The sequence below is a fragment of the Bartonella sp. AP30XZML genome, assembly GCF_042195945.1.
Taxonomy (GTDB): Bacteria; Pseudomonadota; Alphaproteobacteria; order Rhizobiales; family Rhizobiaceae; genus Bartonella.
Genome location: NZ_JBHIPJ010000118.1, coordinates 94,174 through 111,057 on the forward strand (window position 1 = coordinate 94,174; position 16,884 = coordinate 111,057).

Below are 16,884 nucleotides of genomic sequence, written 5' to 3' on the forward strand. Positions count from 1 at the left end.
TGCTCTCTTTTTTCATCTTTAATCTTTAAGATTTGACAATACGTATAATTTCATGCTGACCTGTTTTTTGTAACTTTATCCCTGTATGAACTTCGGTATATTCTTTTCTATTAATATAGAGCATATTTTTAGGTCCCCATTTTACTTTAATGCAATAAACGGCATCATAAAACTTCATTGTTGCTTCATATTTTGGCCAAATAGAGGGTAAATGTGGCTGCAAAAACAATAGGTCTCCCTGACGCTGTATTCCAAGAATAGCTTGTGTTGCGGCGCGATAAAACCAACCGGCTGAACCTGTATACCAAGTCCAACCGCCTTGACCACATCGTGGTTCAACAGCATAAATATCTGCGACCATTACATAAGGTTCAACACGATAAATTTCAGGATCTTGTCCGTGGGTAATTGGGTTTATCATAGAAAATAAAGCATAAGCTTTATCGTTTTGTTCCATTTCAGCCAACGCAAAAATACTCCAAATGGCACCATGCGTGTATTGACCACCATTTTCTCGAATTCCTGGAGGATAACCTTTTATATAACCAGGCTCGAGCGTACTTTTATCAAAAGGCGGCCAAAAAAGGCGAATGAGTCCGCCTTTTTTATCATAGAGATGTTCCAACATTGATGTCATTGCTTGTTTTTGACGTTCAGGCGATGCCATTTGAGAAATGACAGCCCAAGATTGAGCAATGGTATCAATTTGACATTCATCATTGATTTTAGAGCCAAGAGGTGTTCCATCATCAAAATAACCACGTCGATACCAAGCACCATCCCAACCATTTTTCTCTAGGGATTTTGTTAAATGTTCAAGGTACGTACTCCATATTTGCATATGGCTATTGTCACCACGTTTTTTGGCTAAAGAGATAAATGCTTGTAATGTGTACCCAAGAAACCATCCTAACCAAATGCTTTCGCCTTTTCCTTCCACACCGACCAAATTCATGCCATCATTCCAATCCCCACCTAAAATAAGAGGGAGACCATGTGGTCCGCAGCGTTTAATGGCAAGGTCTAAAGCTAAAACACAATGTTCATAAACTGTTGCAACCTTTGGGGATTGGGTGGGTTGAAAATAAGCATCCTGTTGCCCACTTTTGAGAACATCACCTTCAATAAAAGGAATGAGCGTATCAAGAAAAGCGTCATCACCAGTGGTAGTGACATAGAGAGCTGTTGCATATGAAAGCCAAACGATATCATCAGAAATGTATGTACGAACACCAGCATTTGTGTCAGGCAACCACCAATGTTGCACATCACCTTCAAGAAATTGGTGCGCTGCTGCATTTAACAATTGTTCACGTGCTAATTGTGGTTCCAGCAATAACAAAGACAAGCTATCTTGTAACTGGTCACGAAAACCAAATGCACCACTCGCTTGGTAAAAGCCTGCGCGTGCCATGATGCGGCATGCGTAGATTTGATAAGGAAGCCAATGGTTGACCATAAGATTAAAAGAAGCATCAGGTGTTTTGACTTGGAAAGGAGAAACAAAATCACTCCATTGCTGTTTTTGTTTTGTGAGCTGAATTTCAAAATCACTTGCACGTACTTGATTGAGTAATTTTTCAGCTTCTTGCCTATTTTCAGCACTGCCAAGATAGAAGATGATTTCTTTTGTTTGCCCTGGTTGAAGATCAATATCATAGGCGAATGCTGAACAAGGATCACATCCTGCTTCAATGGTATTTGAAAGAGCAGCGGCTTTACGGATCGCATTTGGACGTGTTACGGTTCCCGTTGCACCAATAAATTCAGCGCGATTGGTCGTCGTGCTGGTTGGCATTTCGGATGCTGATAAAAATGTAACTTGTTGAGATTTCTCGATGTGATAGGGATTTTGAATAAAATGTGCACCCCATCTGGTCTCATAAGAGGAAACAATAAAGGGGGCATATTTTGTACGGACATTTCCCAAAACCCATTCAACATAATTATAAAGGCGTAAACTGCGTGGTTTTTTCCCTTCATTCGTAAGGATAAGACGTGAAAAGCGAATAGGTTTTTCGGGATCAAGTGTATGAGTCAGTTCTAATGCGATTTCTGAATGTGTTGATTTAAAAGTTGAGAATCCAAACCCATGACACGCCTCATAGACAATATTTTCGTCACATTCAACAGTAGAAACGGGTGAGAAACGTTTTAAAGACTGGCGATCAACCAGATAAAGAGCTTCTCCTGGTCGGTTAGACGTTGGATCATTCGCCCAAGGAGTTAGTTGATAATCGCGGCTATTGTTAGCCCAAGTAAAAATTGCACCTTCAGCAGAGACATGAAAACCAAATCTGTGATTAGCAATGACATTAATCCACGGATGCGGTGTAGTGGTACGTCCATGAAGACGTATTACATAATGATTGTGCTGATTAAAACCACCGTAACCATTCCAATATCTTAGATCTTCTCCATTTGGGAGAAAAGAGGATGGTTTTTGTTGGCTAATAAGACCAATAGAAGAAAAAAGATTTTGTTCAGTTTGTGTTGTAAATTGCTGTCCTTCGTTATATCTTGGCAAGTCTAATTGATCATAAGGTTCTTGATAATTTTTACGAACTGTGAGATTAAAATCATTCTCATCAAGTCGTTTAAGTTGTTCAGATAAAGAGCCATTTTGGGCATCAAGAACGATACGCGCTGATGCAAGAAGCGTTTTAAAACTCTGTTCACTCATTTGATCGCGTCGAAGCATGAAAATATGTTGGCGTTCATCTGCTTTTTGCGTGTGGTGATAATAAGATTCACAGACCCACTCAAGAGCGCGTTGTGTACTTTGTATATAAGAAAATGTTTGTTCATTAAGAATGACCAAATCAACAATGAGTCCACGCATACGCCAATATTCATGTGCTTTAAGGAGCTCGCGCAGTACAGTTATATTTCCCTCGTTATTTAATCTAAGAAGACAGAGTGGATTGTCTCCTGAGATAGACATGGGCCAAAGATTAGACTGTTTTCCTAGCGTTTTTGCTAATATTTCAGAAGGAAGACGCCACGTTCTTTCTGGATAAATAAGTGGTGTTGCATATTTTTGATAGACAATAGCTTCTTTAAGCTGGGTTCCGCTCTGATACAGTGCGACTTGTGAGCGCGTCCATGCCATTGAAAGTTCTTTTTGAAACATATCAGGTTGTCGATAATGTTTAATATGATTATTTAGCGCTTCTTTTGTATGAGCAGCAAAAGTCCAAAAAATAAGTTCTGCTTTTTCATGGGCTGGAATTTTTATACGGCATCGCAATGACATAACAGGGTCAAGAACACAACCTTGACTGTTACTGAAACGAGCATTTTGGTCAAATGCAGCAGGACGATGAATGGATCGCCCCCGACCAATAAACAGAGAGCGATCTGTTTCAGCTTCTGTCTCTTGGAGAATATCTGTTGTACTAGAAACAAAATGAGCAACATAGATTTCAGGGTCACTAGGCGAGCGTTTGCGCCTTTTGGCAAAAATTGTTTTACCTTCTTCAGTAATTTCTGTCTCTATAAACATACGGGAAAAAACAGGATGAACTTGGTCTGTATCCATTGTGGCAAGTGCTAATTCACCATAAGAAGTCACTTCAATGAGTCGGTCTTTATTTGTCGTATTCATCAGTTGAATACGTCTCCCTTCGCCACATCCTTCAGATGTAATAAGACATTCAAGTGTTGATTTAATACCATCAACCATTTTTGTATATTCAGCCTTTTCATCTGTAAAAATGCTGACAGCGTCTTCTTCAATAACACGTGTTGGCTCACCAGTAACAGACCACCACCGTCCACTATGCGTGTCACGTAAGAAGAATAAAGTACCTTGTTGATCTTCTGTTGCATCAGGAATAAAGCGCGTAATCGCATAATCGTGCCAACGACTGTAACCAGAACCGTTCGCTGTTAACATGGTAGAATAAAAGCCATTAGACAAAAGTAAAGTTGCTCGTGGTTTGAGTAACGGGTTTGTAATAATGCGCAAAGGGGCTGCGTCAAATGCTTGAGACTTATTGCGCATACGATTAACAGCTTTGGTATGAATAATAGGAATGAGATGAGGCGCTCTTTCCTGTAAGAGCAATTGTGTTGCTTCAATAACGGGATCACGGTGAAAACGATCACGCATTCGCCCTTGAAAAATAACATTGTTAAGAGCAAGAATAGACATGCCATGATGATGCGCATAATAATTGCGTACAATGGCGTATTTTTCCCCTGTTTTCACACGTGTTGGAGTAAAATCAACAGAGTCATAATAACCATATGTTCCTAAAGCTCCAAGATCACGGAGTCGTTTTAAATTAGCGACAGCGCAAGCAGGAGCATATTGTGCCGCTAGAAGGCTGGCATAGGGAGCAATGACAGCATTGCGTGAAAGACCACGTTGGAGTCCGAGGTTTGGAACACCAAAATGAGCGTATTGGTAATTCATTAAATGATCGCGAGCATTAAATGCGGCTTCTGAAATACCCCATGGCAATTCCCGTTTATGGGCATATTGTATTTGACAACGAATAATCAATCGATTTGTTTGATCTAGGAGAGATCCTAAAGGTTCATGCATTACGAGAGATGGCATAAGATATTCGAACATTGATCCAGACCATGATAGGAGTGCACCTTTCCCACCTATGGGTACGAGAAGTCGACCAAGACGAAACCAATGTTTAAGTTTTATATCTCCTTTTGCGATGGCAAAAAAGCTTGCAAGACGTGCTTCTGAAGCAAGTAGGTCATAACAATTTTCATCGAGTTTGTTTTCTTGAACACGATATCCTATGGATAAGAGATGCCGTTTAGGCTGTTCTAAAAAGTCAAATTTCATATCAAAGGCTATTTGCCGTGCCATTATAGCCAGCCTGTTTAGTTTTTTACTTAATTTTTCAGTATCACAATGAGCAGTCGCATCATTATGATGAGCGTTACAGGTGTCGATAAGGCATTTAGCCCAAGAAAGCGCACCAGCAGATTCTATCGTTTGAATTTTGTGGTCAAGTTCACCGACTAAGTGCACAATATCGTGGGCTGCAAGTGAAAGATCTATGATGTGAGAAGGGACCGTATTTTCTTGTTCTAAAAAAGTGAAGACAGAGTCATGAAAACGAGTGATGTTTTCTTCGATTTTTTGGCGTAAAGAGCGTAAACTGGGTTGATGATCTGGAACTTCTCTGACAGTTTCTTCAAGAATAGCAAGAACATCCGATAAGCCTTCTAGATCACTTTGGAAAAAAAGAGGCGGTTTTTCAGCCCATTCACTTAAAGCAGAAGAGAGTGTTACCAAATGACCGGCAAGATTTCCTGAATCAACGGTTGATACATAAGTAGGCAAAAGAGGCCTGAGTGTCTCCGTTTCATACCAATTATAGAGATGACCACGAAACTTTTCCATTTTTGTAAGAGAGCGTAATGTACATTCAATACGGGTGATGGTCTCTTCAAAACCAATCCAGCCAAAATCACGTGCTGCAATAATAGAAAGGAGATAAACGCCAATATTCGTAGGCGATGTACGTTGAGCAACAAGAGGTTCAGGATCTTCTTGAAAATTATCGGGAGGCAGATGGTTGTTTTGTGCATTGACAAAGGTTGTATAATAAAGCCATGTCCGCCGTGCAATAGAGCGAAGTTTTTTTTCATCTTTTGAAGAAAGATCAAGGCTATCTTGAAAGGTTGAAGGTTGACTCACAATCCAAGCAATAAAGGGTGAAAAAAACCATGCTATCCCAAAAGGCAAAGCAACCAAGCTTGCAAAACTATCAGAAAAAGGAGGGAGTGCTATAGTAAGAATACCAATAAGCGATGCTGGTGCCATTGTAAAAACATAGAAACGCAAACTATTTGGTATTGATTTTGTTGCGGCAGAAGTTTTCCATTCAAGAAGATGCTGTTTTGAAATCGTCATACGATAGAGTGTACGAATAATCGCATCGGTCATAAAATACGCCGAATGAGCAAGAAACGTCGTTTTAAGAAATATATCAGCGCTTGTAAGAGCAATTTTGTTCCAAATTAATTGAAAATGTCCACGCAAAGAATGATCTATATTGGATGAGACAAGCGTTTTTAATACACATAGAATGGGTGAAATGAAGGAGCTAAACAACAAGAATAGTTGCCAGACGATTGCACTCTTTAAAGACAAAAAAGCCCATCCTGCAAATGCTGCGATTAACCACATAAGTGGAGTGAGAGAACGACGTAAATTATCCTGCATTTTCCAACGCGTCACGGAACTTATTTGACGGTGGGAAAAAAGATAAGGCAAAAGCTGCCAATCACCGCGGACCCAACGATGATAACGCATAACATCAATATTATAAGCGGTTGGATAGTCTTCAATGACTTCTATGCTACTTACTAGAGCAGTACGAGCATATCCTCCTTCTAAGAGATCATGACTAAGAATAGTATTTTCTTTAATTTTGCCATCAAGTGCTTGTTCAAATGCATCAATATTATAAAGACCTTTACCGATAAAGGTGCCTTCTCCTAAAAGATCTTGATAAGTATCAGAAACAGCAAAAACATAAGGATCAATGCCACGGTTGATAGAAAAAACCCGTTGGAGAATTGATGTTTTTTTTCCTGTTGTAAGAGAAGGAATAATGCGTGGTTGTAAAATGCTATAGCCCTTTACAACCTTTCCACTTTGTGGATCAAAAACGGGATAATTGAGTGGATGGTTAAGCTTTCCAACAAGTTTCGCGACGCTCTCTGGAGTAAGACGTGTATCACAATCCAGCGTCATAACAAAACGGCAATCCATGGGAAGATGTGGATTGGGAGGATAAAAGCTTGTATTTTTATCGCCTCTTAAGAGCCGATTAAGTTCATGAAGTTTTCCTCGCTTTCGTTCCCATCCCATCCAACATTTTTCGCTTGTATTATAAAGGCGTCGGCGATGTAAAAGGAAAAAAAGCGGAAGTTTATCACGATGATAACGACTATTGAGTTTATCAATACTCTTTTGCGCATAGTGCAATAAATCAAGATCATCTTGCGTTTCTCTCAATGGAGCATCCACCCAATCTGTAATGAGTGCAAAATGAATGGCACCTTTAGAATTGGAAAGATAGTGCACTTCAAGATTGCGCACTTGTTCATCAATGTCAGCGCGTGATGTCATCAAAGTAGGTACAACAACCATTGTCCGTGCATGTTTTGGAATACCTTCTTTATATTCATAACTAATGAGTTGTTTTGATGGGACAAACCACGAAACAACAGTGTTAAATAAAGCAAAAGCAGCATCGATAGCAGGAAAAAGCGCCAATCCAGTAAAGCAAAAAGACATCCATTGTGTCATGCCAGATAGCTGTAAAAGGGCGTAAATTACCAGCAAAAGAGCAAGCGTCAGAAAAGAGACAGGAATGGCGATGACTCTCAATTTTGAGCAACAGGAAGCGCGTGTCCATTTTATGAAAAAGGGCGGAATATATCCACAAGCCTTTTCAAATATACCACAACCATCATCAACAAGGTACCACCCCACACAAGAATGATAAGGCATATCTTTAGAAGTGGAATTTGCCATTTCTACAACTTTATGTGCAACTTCCAGTTCACTAAGAGGCGAAAAGCGAGAAACTTTTTCAATGACTTGTCGATAAATATTGCGTGAGTGAGCATCAATTTCAGAAAAATCACTATTTTTACGCAAAATAGAATCGACACAACTCACTGTTTCAAACCATGCTGTCCAATCAACATCATCTATAGCTTTAAGAGCACGGATAATATTACCCATGGTCACACCATCTGCTGCTTGTCGGGTATGTTCATCGGCTGTTGCAATCTCTAAGCTACTGCCTTGGCTTTTCAATTGCTTTTCAAGCCAAGTTAATGCTACGGTTGAATCGACAGATGCACTGCGCAGGCGATAGAATAAATGTGCTGAAAAAGTTGGATCAACAATAAATGATTTATACTGCGTAAAAAGAGAGTGTAGATTTGTTTTATTTTTTACAAGAGAAATTTTATCTGCAACTTGACTAGCAAGATGGCGCATATGTCGCGCTTTTTCGATACGTACTGAAAGACGACGGACATTTTCAATGAGCAGCATTTGCATAACTGAAGGAAGAGCCCACAATTCACCAATTGTGAGCGCACAAACTTCTTGAAATCCGTTGGTTATAGCAGTGAGTGTTCCTTGTGAAAAGCTGCTATCGGTATGCGCAATATAAAGCCAAGTTAAAGCAAAAATTCGTGGTATTCCGGCTTTGTGTGTAGAAAGAGGAAGTTGCTTTATGAAGGACTTGGGTAGATTACAACGTAGCTTTTGTATGGTTTTATCAATGGTGTAATGATTATCAATGAGCCATTGAGCAGATGGTGCGATGGTTTCATCATTTCGAGCAGCAAAATCACTGGTATGAAAGGCATGAAGAATAAGTTTAGCATTTTCATTCAATCTCTTGCGAAAATCTCCTACTCCTTCATATTCAGGGAGTAAAATTTCTTTACCAGAAGCTATATCATGCCCTAAGTTATAAAGATCTTCCTGTACCTTATAAATTGCACGAAGAGGAAAATCCGTATTAATAAAATGATCTTTTTTCTCTTTTTGAGAAAAAAAGCACTTTATGAAAGGTATTATGCACGTCATAGTGTCCCATTGTTATTCAATTACATCGTTTTTTATTTAAATTTTAAGCATTTTATCTGAATAGTGAACCGTTGTTAGACAAAAAACAAACTTTTTGTTTTTATTTGCAAGCATTTATAATTTTTGTTTCAATAATTTAAAAATAAGCAGACAATTTTTTTAGAAAATAAAAAGGTCACTCCTAATGAGTGACCTTAATAATAAAACCAACTTTAATGATTGATGATTAATCTTGTTCTTGTTTTTTCAAAGCTGCACCCAAAATATCACCAAGAGAAGCACCTGAATCTGTAGAACCATATTGTGCAACAGCTTCTTTTTCTTCTGCAATTTCTAAAGCTTTAATCGATACTGAAATTTTACGTGTTTTTTTATCAAATGCTGTGATGCGAGCATCAACCTTTTGCCCAATTGCGAAACGCTCAGGACGTTGCTCATCACGATCACGCGCAAGATCAGCACGCCGAATGGTTGTCTCAAGGTTGTGGTCAATCAATTTCACACCAATGTCATTGTCGTTAACAGCAATCACTTCGCATGTTACAACTGCACCTTTTCGCAATTCGCCAGAAGCAGCTGCTTCTCCAACTTTATCACTGGAAAGCTGCTTAATTCCAAGAGAAATGCGCTCTTTTTCAATATCAACATCAAGGACCACAGCTTTAACGATATCGCCTTTATTGTAAGTATCAATAACTTGTTCACCAGGACGGTTCCAATCAAGATCAGACAAATGAACCATACCGTCAACATCGCCTTCAAGCCCAATAAACAGACCAAATTCTGTTTTATTTTTGACCTCTCCTTCAATTTGCGAATTGACAGGAAATTTATTGGCAAAAGCTTCCCATGGATTTTCAAATGTTTGCTTTAAGCCAAGAGAAATACGCCGTTTAGAAGGATCAATCTCAAGAACAACCACTTCTACTTCTTGTGATGTAGACAGAATTTTTCCAGGATGAACATTTTTCTTTGTCCAACTCATTTCAGAAACATGGATCAGCCCTTCGATTCCTGGTTCAATTTCAACAAAACCACCGTAATCAGTAATGTTGGTAACAGCACCCGTAATTTTTTTACCAATCGGATACCGGACACTGATGCTTTCCCAAGGATCACTTTCAAGCTGTTTCATTCCAAGAGAAATACGGTGCGTATCTTGATTAATGCGAATAATCTGCACTTTAATCGTTTGGCCAATTGTGAGCACTTCAGATGGGTGATTAACACGCCGCCATGCCATATCTGTAACGTGCAAGAGACCATCAATCCCACCAAGATCAACAAAGGCACCATAATCTGTAATATTTTTCACCACACCTTCAACGATTTGGTTTTCTTCAAGATTTTGTACGATTTCTGAACGTTGCTCAGCGCGACTTTCTTCTAAAACAGTGCGGCGTGAGACCACAATATTGCCACGACGACGATCCATCTTCAAAATTTCAAAGGACTGTGAATTATGCATGAGGGGTGAAACATCACGAATGGGACGAATATCAACTTGGCTGCGAGGCAAGAAAGCAACTGCACCATCAAGATCGACTGTAAAACCACCTTTTACTTGGCTAAAGATCACTCCATCAACGCGTGCACCAGCATTGAATTTTTCCTCCAAACGGACCCAACTTTCTTCGCGCCGTGCTTTTTCACGCGATAAAACAGCTTCACCCATCGCATTTTCAATGCGTTCAATGTAAACCTCAACTTCATCGCCAACTTGCAAAGAACCATCTTTTGCTTTAGCTCCAAATTCTTTGAGAGGAATACGTCCTTCGACTTTAAGACCAGCATCAATAATGGCCATGTCTTTTTCGATTGCAATAACACGACCTTTAACAACAGATCCTTCATTAAGATCATTAGTTTGAAAAGATTCTGTTAAAAGGGCTTCAAAATCCGCTGTTGTGGGATTGTATTGTGACATAAGAACTCCTAATATATACCTTGTATTATAAGGTATGAGCGCTAGGTTAGTGTTAACATAAGTAACTCCCTAGCCTTTTTCCTTGAATAAAGGAAAAAAAGTTAGCGCTAGGCTGGAAGTTACCTTAACGAATTTATCCAATTATATGCATTTTTATGATTGGATCAATAAAGCTGCATGCAATTTCAAATGTTGCTTCTATACTCAATTCTGACGTATCAAGCAAGTGGGCGTTTTTTGCTGGTTTTAGTGGACTTTGTTTGCGCGTTATATCGCGACTGTCGCGCTGTTCAAGTTGAGCTAGGATTTCATGATAATTTGCTTGAACACCTTTTTTTAAAATCTCTTGGTAGCGGCGTTTGGCGCGTGTTTGAACATTGGCTAGAATATAAAACTTGATATCGGCATCAGGACAAACAATCGTTCCGATATCACGCCCATCAAGCACACAACCGGGCAAAACTTTAGCAAAGTTGCGTTGTTTTTCGACAAGAATTTTGCGTACAGCAGGGTTAATTGCTATTTTTGAAGCCGCTTCACCAAGTTCATGAGAAGAAAGAAGAGAAGGATTTAAGGTGTTAAAATCAAGTCTTTTAGCATAAATAATAGCATTTTTTTCATCATTAAGAGCTAAATTTTGCTGTAAAAGCGTATGAGCAACACTACGATAAGTAAGACCAGTATCGAGATGACGAAGGCGATAATGTGCAGCAATTTTGCGTGCTAAGGTTCCTTTGCCTGAGGCAGCAGGTCCATCAATGGCGATAACAAAAGGCTTCAAGCGATTTTTCCCCCAAGTTGTTTTATAAAAGGAATAAATTCTGGAAAGCTCGTAGCGATCATTCGTTTATCATCAATGGTAACAGGTTTTTCTGATACAAGCCCAAAAATGAGAAAACACATAGCAATTCGATGATCAAGATGTGTGGCAACATACCCTCCCCCCAAACCTTTGGCAGAACCTTTTCCATAAACAACAAGAAAATCTTGACCTTCTTCACAGTCTACGCAATTAATTTTTAATCCTTGAGCAACAGCAGACAATCGATCCGATTCTTTTACACGCAATTCTTCAATTCCTAGCATTACTGTTTTGCCTTCTGCAAAGGCTGCTGCTACTGCCAAAGCAGGATATTCATCAATCATCGATGGAGCACGTTCTTTGGGCACCGTAACGCCTCTAAGGACCGATGACTTTATCCGTAGATCAGCAACATCCTCTCCACCTGTTTGACGTCGGTTCAAAAATTCAATTTGAGCACCCATTTCCCACAATGTTTCGATAAGTCCTATTCGAGAGTTATTTATCAAAACATTTTCAATGGTGATATCAGAGTCTTCTATAAGAAGGGCTGCGATAATTGGAAAAGCAGCAGAAGAAGGATCACCTGGAATATGAATCGTTTGTCCAGTAAGATGGGGTTGACCATTAAGATGAATCAAACGCGCACCTTCGTTATCTTTTTCTATTTCAAGTTGCGCACCGAATGCTTTTAACATTTTTTCCGTATGATCTCGTGTCAGAACTGGTTCAATAACAGTTGTAGTGCCGGCGGTATTGAGTCCAGCAAGCAGGATTGCTGATTTAATTTGGGAGGAAGCTATTGGAACACGGTAACGAATCGGATTAGCCATTTTCGGACCATAAAGCGTTAAAGGAAGGTGATCGTCGCGCGTTGCCTCAACTTCAACCCCCATGAGACGCAGTGGATCAAGGATACGTCCCATTGGACGTTTAGAGAGAGAAGCATCACCAATAAAGGTTGTTTTCATATGATACGGACCAACCATTCCCATAACCAAACGAGCACCTGTTCCAGCGTTTCCAAAGTCTAAAGGTTTTTGTGCAGCTAAAAGGCAACCATTCCCTGTTCCTCGTATGATCCAGAAATCTTCTTTTTTAATAATACAGGCACCCATAGCTTGCATAGCAGCAGCTGTATTGAGTACATCAGCGCTTTTAAGTAATCCATGAATATATGTCTCACCACTTGCTAATCCTCCCAATATAAGAGAGCGATGAGAGATTGATTTATCTCCTGGTATTTGAATTTTTCCAGAGAGACTACTCGATTTATAGGTGGTTATAGGGATTGCTTTTTGCATGGAAATTCTATTTAATTCTATCTAACTTTTATGAAATTGTGCATCCTTTAGCACATGCTTTAAAAGACGTCATGAAAAAATCACTGTGGAACAGTGTATTTATCTTTGACAAAGGTATTATTTTTCGATTAAGCACCATAAAATTTATCTTTTAATGGAATAACAGTTAATCAAAGAGGCACGGTTTATGGCAAAACAAGAACTTGGAACTAAACGTGTTGATCCAGAAACAGGAAAAAAATTTTACGATCTAAATCGCGATCCTATTGTGTCGCCCTATACAGGAATTTCTTATCCGCGTTCTTACTTTGAAGTTGCAGCAGCTGAAGCAAATAATGAAGAAGAAGTTGATACTGAAGAGCTTGATACAGCACTTGAAAAATCTGCTTTTATGCTTCTTGAAGATGATGATGTGGATTCTAAAGATGACGATCTTCCTGATTTAGAAGATAGTGATGTAGATCTTGGTGATGATGATGATACATTTTTGTCTCATGATGGTGACGATGAAGATGATGACGTTACTGATATTCTCGGAGGCGGTGTTTCTAATGATGACGATGCTTAAAAGAAGTAAAAGAGGACATCTTTTTTATTGAATGTAAATTCTTCTTGATCTTCAATTTTGATCGTTCTAGAAAAGCTGGAATTGTATACTGTCTTTTTGGGACAATTTGTTTTTATAGGGGCTATAGCTCAGCTGGGAGAGCGCTTGCATGGCATGCAAGAGGTCAGCGGTTCGATCCCGCTTAGCTCCACCAAAAAGACCAACTGTTCTATCAAGGAAATCAATTATAATAAAAGATGTGTGCATCAATTTAAAAGGTTTATGTGCTATTTAATTATCATTCCAATAGCGCCTGTTCCTTGCATCTTAATGATATTATAATACATTTTTAATCATTTGTTGGATTATAAAATTTACTGTTGCAACCGTGAAAGTAGATAATTTTTTTATGCTTTGCACAGAAATAGAAAATGAGCTGTTTAACTTACGCCTTGTCTTAAAGGACAAAATTTGAATTTCCTTTACCACAATATTTCCACAAATATCATAATATGTTGTTTACCGGTATCTTTTTAAAAGATATGAAGTACTTAAACAAAGAGTAGAGAATAAAATATTAAAATATACTTCTCAATTATTGCGAATCAGAACTTTCTTCGAGTATTTTTAGCCTGATCAGATGTTCTTCCAATTAAAAATTACCCACCTTGAGTAGCATATACCTGCTCAATACTAAGGTATATTAACGCTTAAATAATATATTGATCAATTAATTTTTTCCTTGCACGTCACAAACAAGGTTGAGGTGTGAGAGCAAAGTGGTGCCATCATTATATGTGCTAATTCCCAATGTTACGGATAATTCTTACATTTGAGAATGTATGTTCATAAAAAAACATTTTTAGTCTTTTCTTTCACAGTTTTTATCCACATACCCATTGTGCTTGTTATGTGCAAGCCAATGGTTTTATTGATTCAACCTCAAGAAATCTGAAACGATAAAACCCTACGCCATTCGAGATTCTTACTTTAATATGAATAACGATATATTATCTTTATAAATCAACATCTTAAACCATTTAAGAAAAAGAATAAAAATGCTTCTCATAAATATTCTCAAATGCAAAAGCTATCACAACATTGGAGACTGACTTGTTACTTCATAGGCGTTACAAATCTTTCTCTGAATACTCCCTACCCTGAGTATTCATTGTGTGTAAAGTTGCATATACCTTATCATCCTATAAACGGGAGTGTTTTTACAATACAATAAGATAACTTCTTTCAATTAAGATGAACTGGATGGACGAGTATGTTTTATTTCATACAATACTAAATACACTTAGTTTTTTTGAAGACTGTAGCGCCCTCTTTATACAAAACAACGTTTTTTCGTTTAATGCATTTCTCGTTTTTTTATATTGAATATTTTACCCTTTTTATGATGCCCGAATTGCATTTGTTTTAATTGCTATTTTATACGCTTAACAAAGAAAATATTCATATAATAATCAGCCAGTAATACGCATAATGAAAATAAAAAATGATATTATATTTTAAAATTTTTCTTCAATAACCTCTAGTACTTAGCCCAATGCGAAATGCCAACACTAAATAGAAGATGGTTTCTATTATAAATTTTTTTAACAAAGGAGGTAAAAATGTCGAGAGTATCTTCAAATATATTGTGTATTGCAAAAGCTTTCTGTCGCTTGAGTTTATTCTAAAAAATAACAATTTATTTCATTGAACGATCGGAAAAACGACACTATTTTATCATATTATGTGGAATTTTGCTTTTGAATAATTTTATCCCATCAATTCCCTGATTGAGATTTTCAAAAATCTTCCCTAATGCCATCCACATCTTTTTAATTGCTGTTCATAGAGCCTCGATATCCTTGCCATGCGCTGTGCTGTCTGTGAAAGCGCAGCACTGACATGCCCACCACTACGTGCATAAGCACCATGCCCCATATGATAATTTAAATAAAGGCTATATGCATCATCAAACCTCACCCCATTGCGTTGAACACTTTGGCTATGATACCAAGCAACAAAATCAGCAGCATCTGCGAAATTCGTACGCCATGCAAAAGACTTTCCTGTAGAGCGAAGATACATTGCCCATGTACTATCAAGCGCTTGAGCATAACCATAAGCTGTCGACCGACGCTTCCATGGTATAAAACCAAGTAGTTTTTTGCGTGGAGGACGTGCATTGTGACGAAAGCTCGATTCCATCTTAATGGTTGCAAGAATAATAGGCATAGGAATTCCATAGCGCATTTCCGCTCTTTGAGACACCTTACCCCAATTGTCAAAAAAACCATTTTTTTGTGCTAAAATAGCACAAGCATTATTTGTGTGGATGGGAGTGGTTGTTGCACATCCCTCTAGCAAAAACACCAGTGCCCCTAAAAACAAAAGGTGTCGCATATTCCTATTCCTCTCGTTTAAGAAATAAAACAAGATAGAGATACTAAAAAATGATTACCAATCAATAAAGAACATGATCTAACTTGTAATATTTAAGAAGCTTGCTTTGCTTTATTCCTCATCAGCAAAACGCAATGTTTGCGACTGAGCCAATGTTGTCATTTTTGTTGGTTCAGAGTAATTTTCTTTTAATTCGACAGTTTCAATGCGATTTGCCCGTTTCATGATTTTGGAGGACGATATCAAAATTCCCTCTATATCTTCACCTGCTTTATGAAAGTGCTTCTGTAGTGCGCGAACACGCGTATCCATTCGTCCAAAATCTTCCATCAATTTTGCTACTTCTGATTGAATTAAATGCGCTTGTTCACGCATCCGCGCATCTTTCATAATGGTTTGTACCACTTGGACAGAGAGCATCAACAAAGATGGTGAAACAATAATCACATGGGCTCTATTGGATTTTTGTACCAATGCCTCAAAGTCCTCATAAATTGTTGCGAAAATCGATTCAGATGGCACAAAAAGGAAAGCAGTGTCATGGGTTTCTCCAGGAATCAAATATTTTTGTGCAATATCACGAATATGAACTTCCATATCGGTACGAAATTGGCGTTCTGCCTCTTGACGCTCTTGCGCTGATTCTGCCTTACGCATAGCATTCCAAGCTTCCAGAGGAAATTTAGCATCAACAACAAGAGAAGGAGCTTTATTGGGCATATGAATGAGACAATCTGGGCGCTTTCCATTGGAAAGAACAGCCTGAAAAGCATAAGCGTTTGTTGGTAAGGCATCGGCAATAATTGCTTCCATCCGCCCTTGACCGAAAGTACCACGCGTCTGCTTATTGCTTAAAATGGACTGCAACTGAACAACTTGTCCCGTAAGCGATTGAATATTATTTTGTGCTGCATCAATCACTGCTAAACGTTCTTGCAAACGATTCAAATTTTCATAAGTGGATTTGGTCTGTACCTGAAGTGTTTGGCCTAAGCTTGTTGTCATCCCATTGAGTTGCTCACTGAGTGATTTATTCAATTCAGCTTGCCGTTGACCAAAAATTTCCGCCATCGTTTGCATTCGTCCTTGCATTTCAGCTTGTGTTTTCAGCAAAGTAGCCATCTGCATTTGTGCCTCACGTGCGCGTTCAGCAATTTCATTTTCCAAAAATGCTTTTTTTCGATGAGAATGTATCAACATAAAAAATGCCAAACAGACAAGTATAAATAAAAGCAAAAGCATTAGTTTAGAAAAAAAATCACCAGCGAGTATGGAAAAAAACGAATCAAACATAAATTGTAATATAAC

7 protein-coding genes and 1 tRNA gene are annotated in these 16,884 nt (G+C 38.4%); 2 read left to right on the forward strand and 6 right to left on the reverse strand.

All coding sequences use genetic code 11. The annotated features are described in order from the left end of the window. Positions 1-25: 25 nt before the first annotated feature. From ACFIL2_RS09620 to aroA, 4 genes are all read right to left on the reverse strand, one after another. Positions 26-8,596 (reverse strand): GH36-type glycosyl hydrolase domain-containing protein, encoded by an 8,571-nt coding sequence (locus tag ACFIL2_RS09620; RefSeq protein WP_375680127.1) that lies wholly within the window; start codon positions 8,594-8,596, stop codon positions 26-28. Between the two features lie 226 nt (positions 8,597-8,822). Continuing rightward, entirely contained in the window at positions 8,823-10,523 is a 1,701-nt protein-coding gene (gene rpsA / locus ACFIL2_RS09625) for a 30S ribosomal protein S1 (RefSeq protein WP_026500132.1), read from the reverse strand. Positions 10,524-10,656: 133 nt separating this feature from the next. Continuing rightward, a complete protein-coding gene (cmk, locus tag ACFIL2_RS09630) occupies positions 10,657-11,304 on the reverse strand; it encodes a (d)CMP kinase (RefSeq protein WP_375680126.1) in 648 nt (215 codons plus the stop codon). Further along, a complete protein-coding gene (gene aroA / locus ACFIL2_RS09635; protein WP_375639508.1) occupies positions 11,301-12,629 on the reverse strand; it encodes a 3-phosphoshikimate 1-carboxyvinyltransferase in 1,329 nt (442 codons plus the stop codon). The genes cmk and aroA overlap by 4 nt, the downstream gene beginning before the upstream one ends. Positions 12,630-12,816: 187 nt before the next feature. Between aroA and ACFIL2_RS09640 the strand changes: the two genes are divergently transcribed. Together ACFIL2_RS09640 and ACFIL2_RS09645 are read left to right on the forward strand one after the other, a co-directional pair. Continuing rightward, positions 12,817-13,197 carry a TIGR02300 family protein gene (locus ACFIL2_RS09640; protein WP_375611400.1) on the forward strand — a complete coding sequence of 127 codons (381 nt, stop codon included), beginning with the start codon at positions 12,817-12,819 and terminating at the stop codon, positions 13,195-13,197. 117 nt (positions 13,198-13,314) lie between these two features. Continuing rightward, positions 13,315-13,390: transfer RNA gene (locus ACFIL2_RS09645), tRNA-Ala, on the forward strand. Between the two features lie 1,598 nt (positions 13,391-14,988). On the opposite strand, the gene ACFIL2_RS09650 is transcribed toward ACFIL2_RS09645, so the two are convergent. Both ACFIL2_RS09650 and ACFIL2_RS09655 read right to left on the reverse strand, forming a co-directional pair. After that, positions 14,989-15,576, reverse strand: coding sequence for a hypothetical protein (locus tag ACFIL2_RS09650; protein ID WP_375612813.1), 588 nt, complete (start codon positions 15,574-15,576; stop codon positions 14,989-14,991). 111 nt (positions 15,577-15,687) lie between these two features. Then, a complete protein-coding gene (locus ACFIL2_RS09655) occupies positions 15,688-16,869 on the reverse strand; it encodes a DNA recombination protein RmuC (protein WP_375612812.1) in 1,182 nt (393 codons plus the stop codon). Between the last annotated feature and the right edge of the window lie 15 nt (positions 16,870-16,884).

What these genes read in the sequence shown, in the direction of transcription:
- ACFIL2_RS09620 (WP_375680127.1), bottom strand. Translation starts at nt 8,596, where the DNA reads ATGACGTGCATAATACCTTTCATAAAGTGCTTTTTTTCTCAAAAAGAG.
- rpsA (WP_026500132.1), bottom strand. Translation starts at nt 10,523, where the DNA reads ATGTCACAATACAATCCCACAACAGCGGATTTTGAAGCCCTTTTAACA.
- aroA (WP_375639508.1), bottom strand. Translation starts at nt 12,629, where the DNA reads ATGCAAAAAGCAATCCCTATAACCACCTATAAATCGAGTAGTCTCTCT.
- ACFIL2_RS09640 (WP_375611400.1), top strand. Translation starts at nt 12,817, where the DNA reads ATGGCAAAACAAGAACTTGGAACTAAACGTGTTGATCCAGAAACAGGA.
- ACFIL2_RS09650 (WP_375612813.1), bottom strand. Translation starts at nt 15,576, where the DNA reads ATGCGACACCTTTTGTTTTTAGGGGCACTGGTGTTTTTGCTAGAGGGA.
- ACFIL2_RS09655 (WP_375612812.1), bottom strand. Translation starts at nt 16,869, where the DNA reads ATGTTTGATTCGTTTTTTTCCATACTCGCTGGTGATTTTTTTTCTAAA.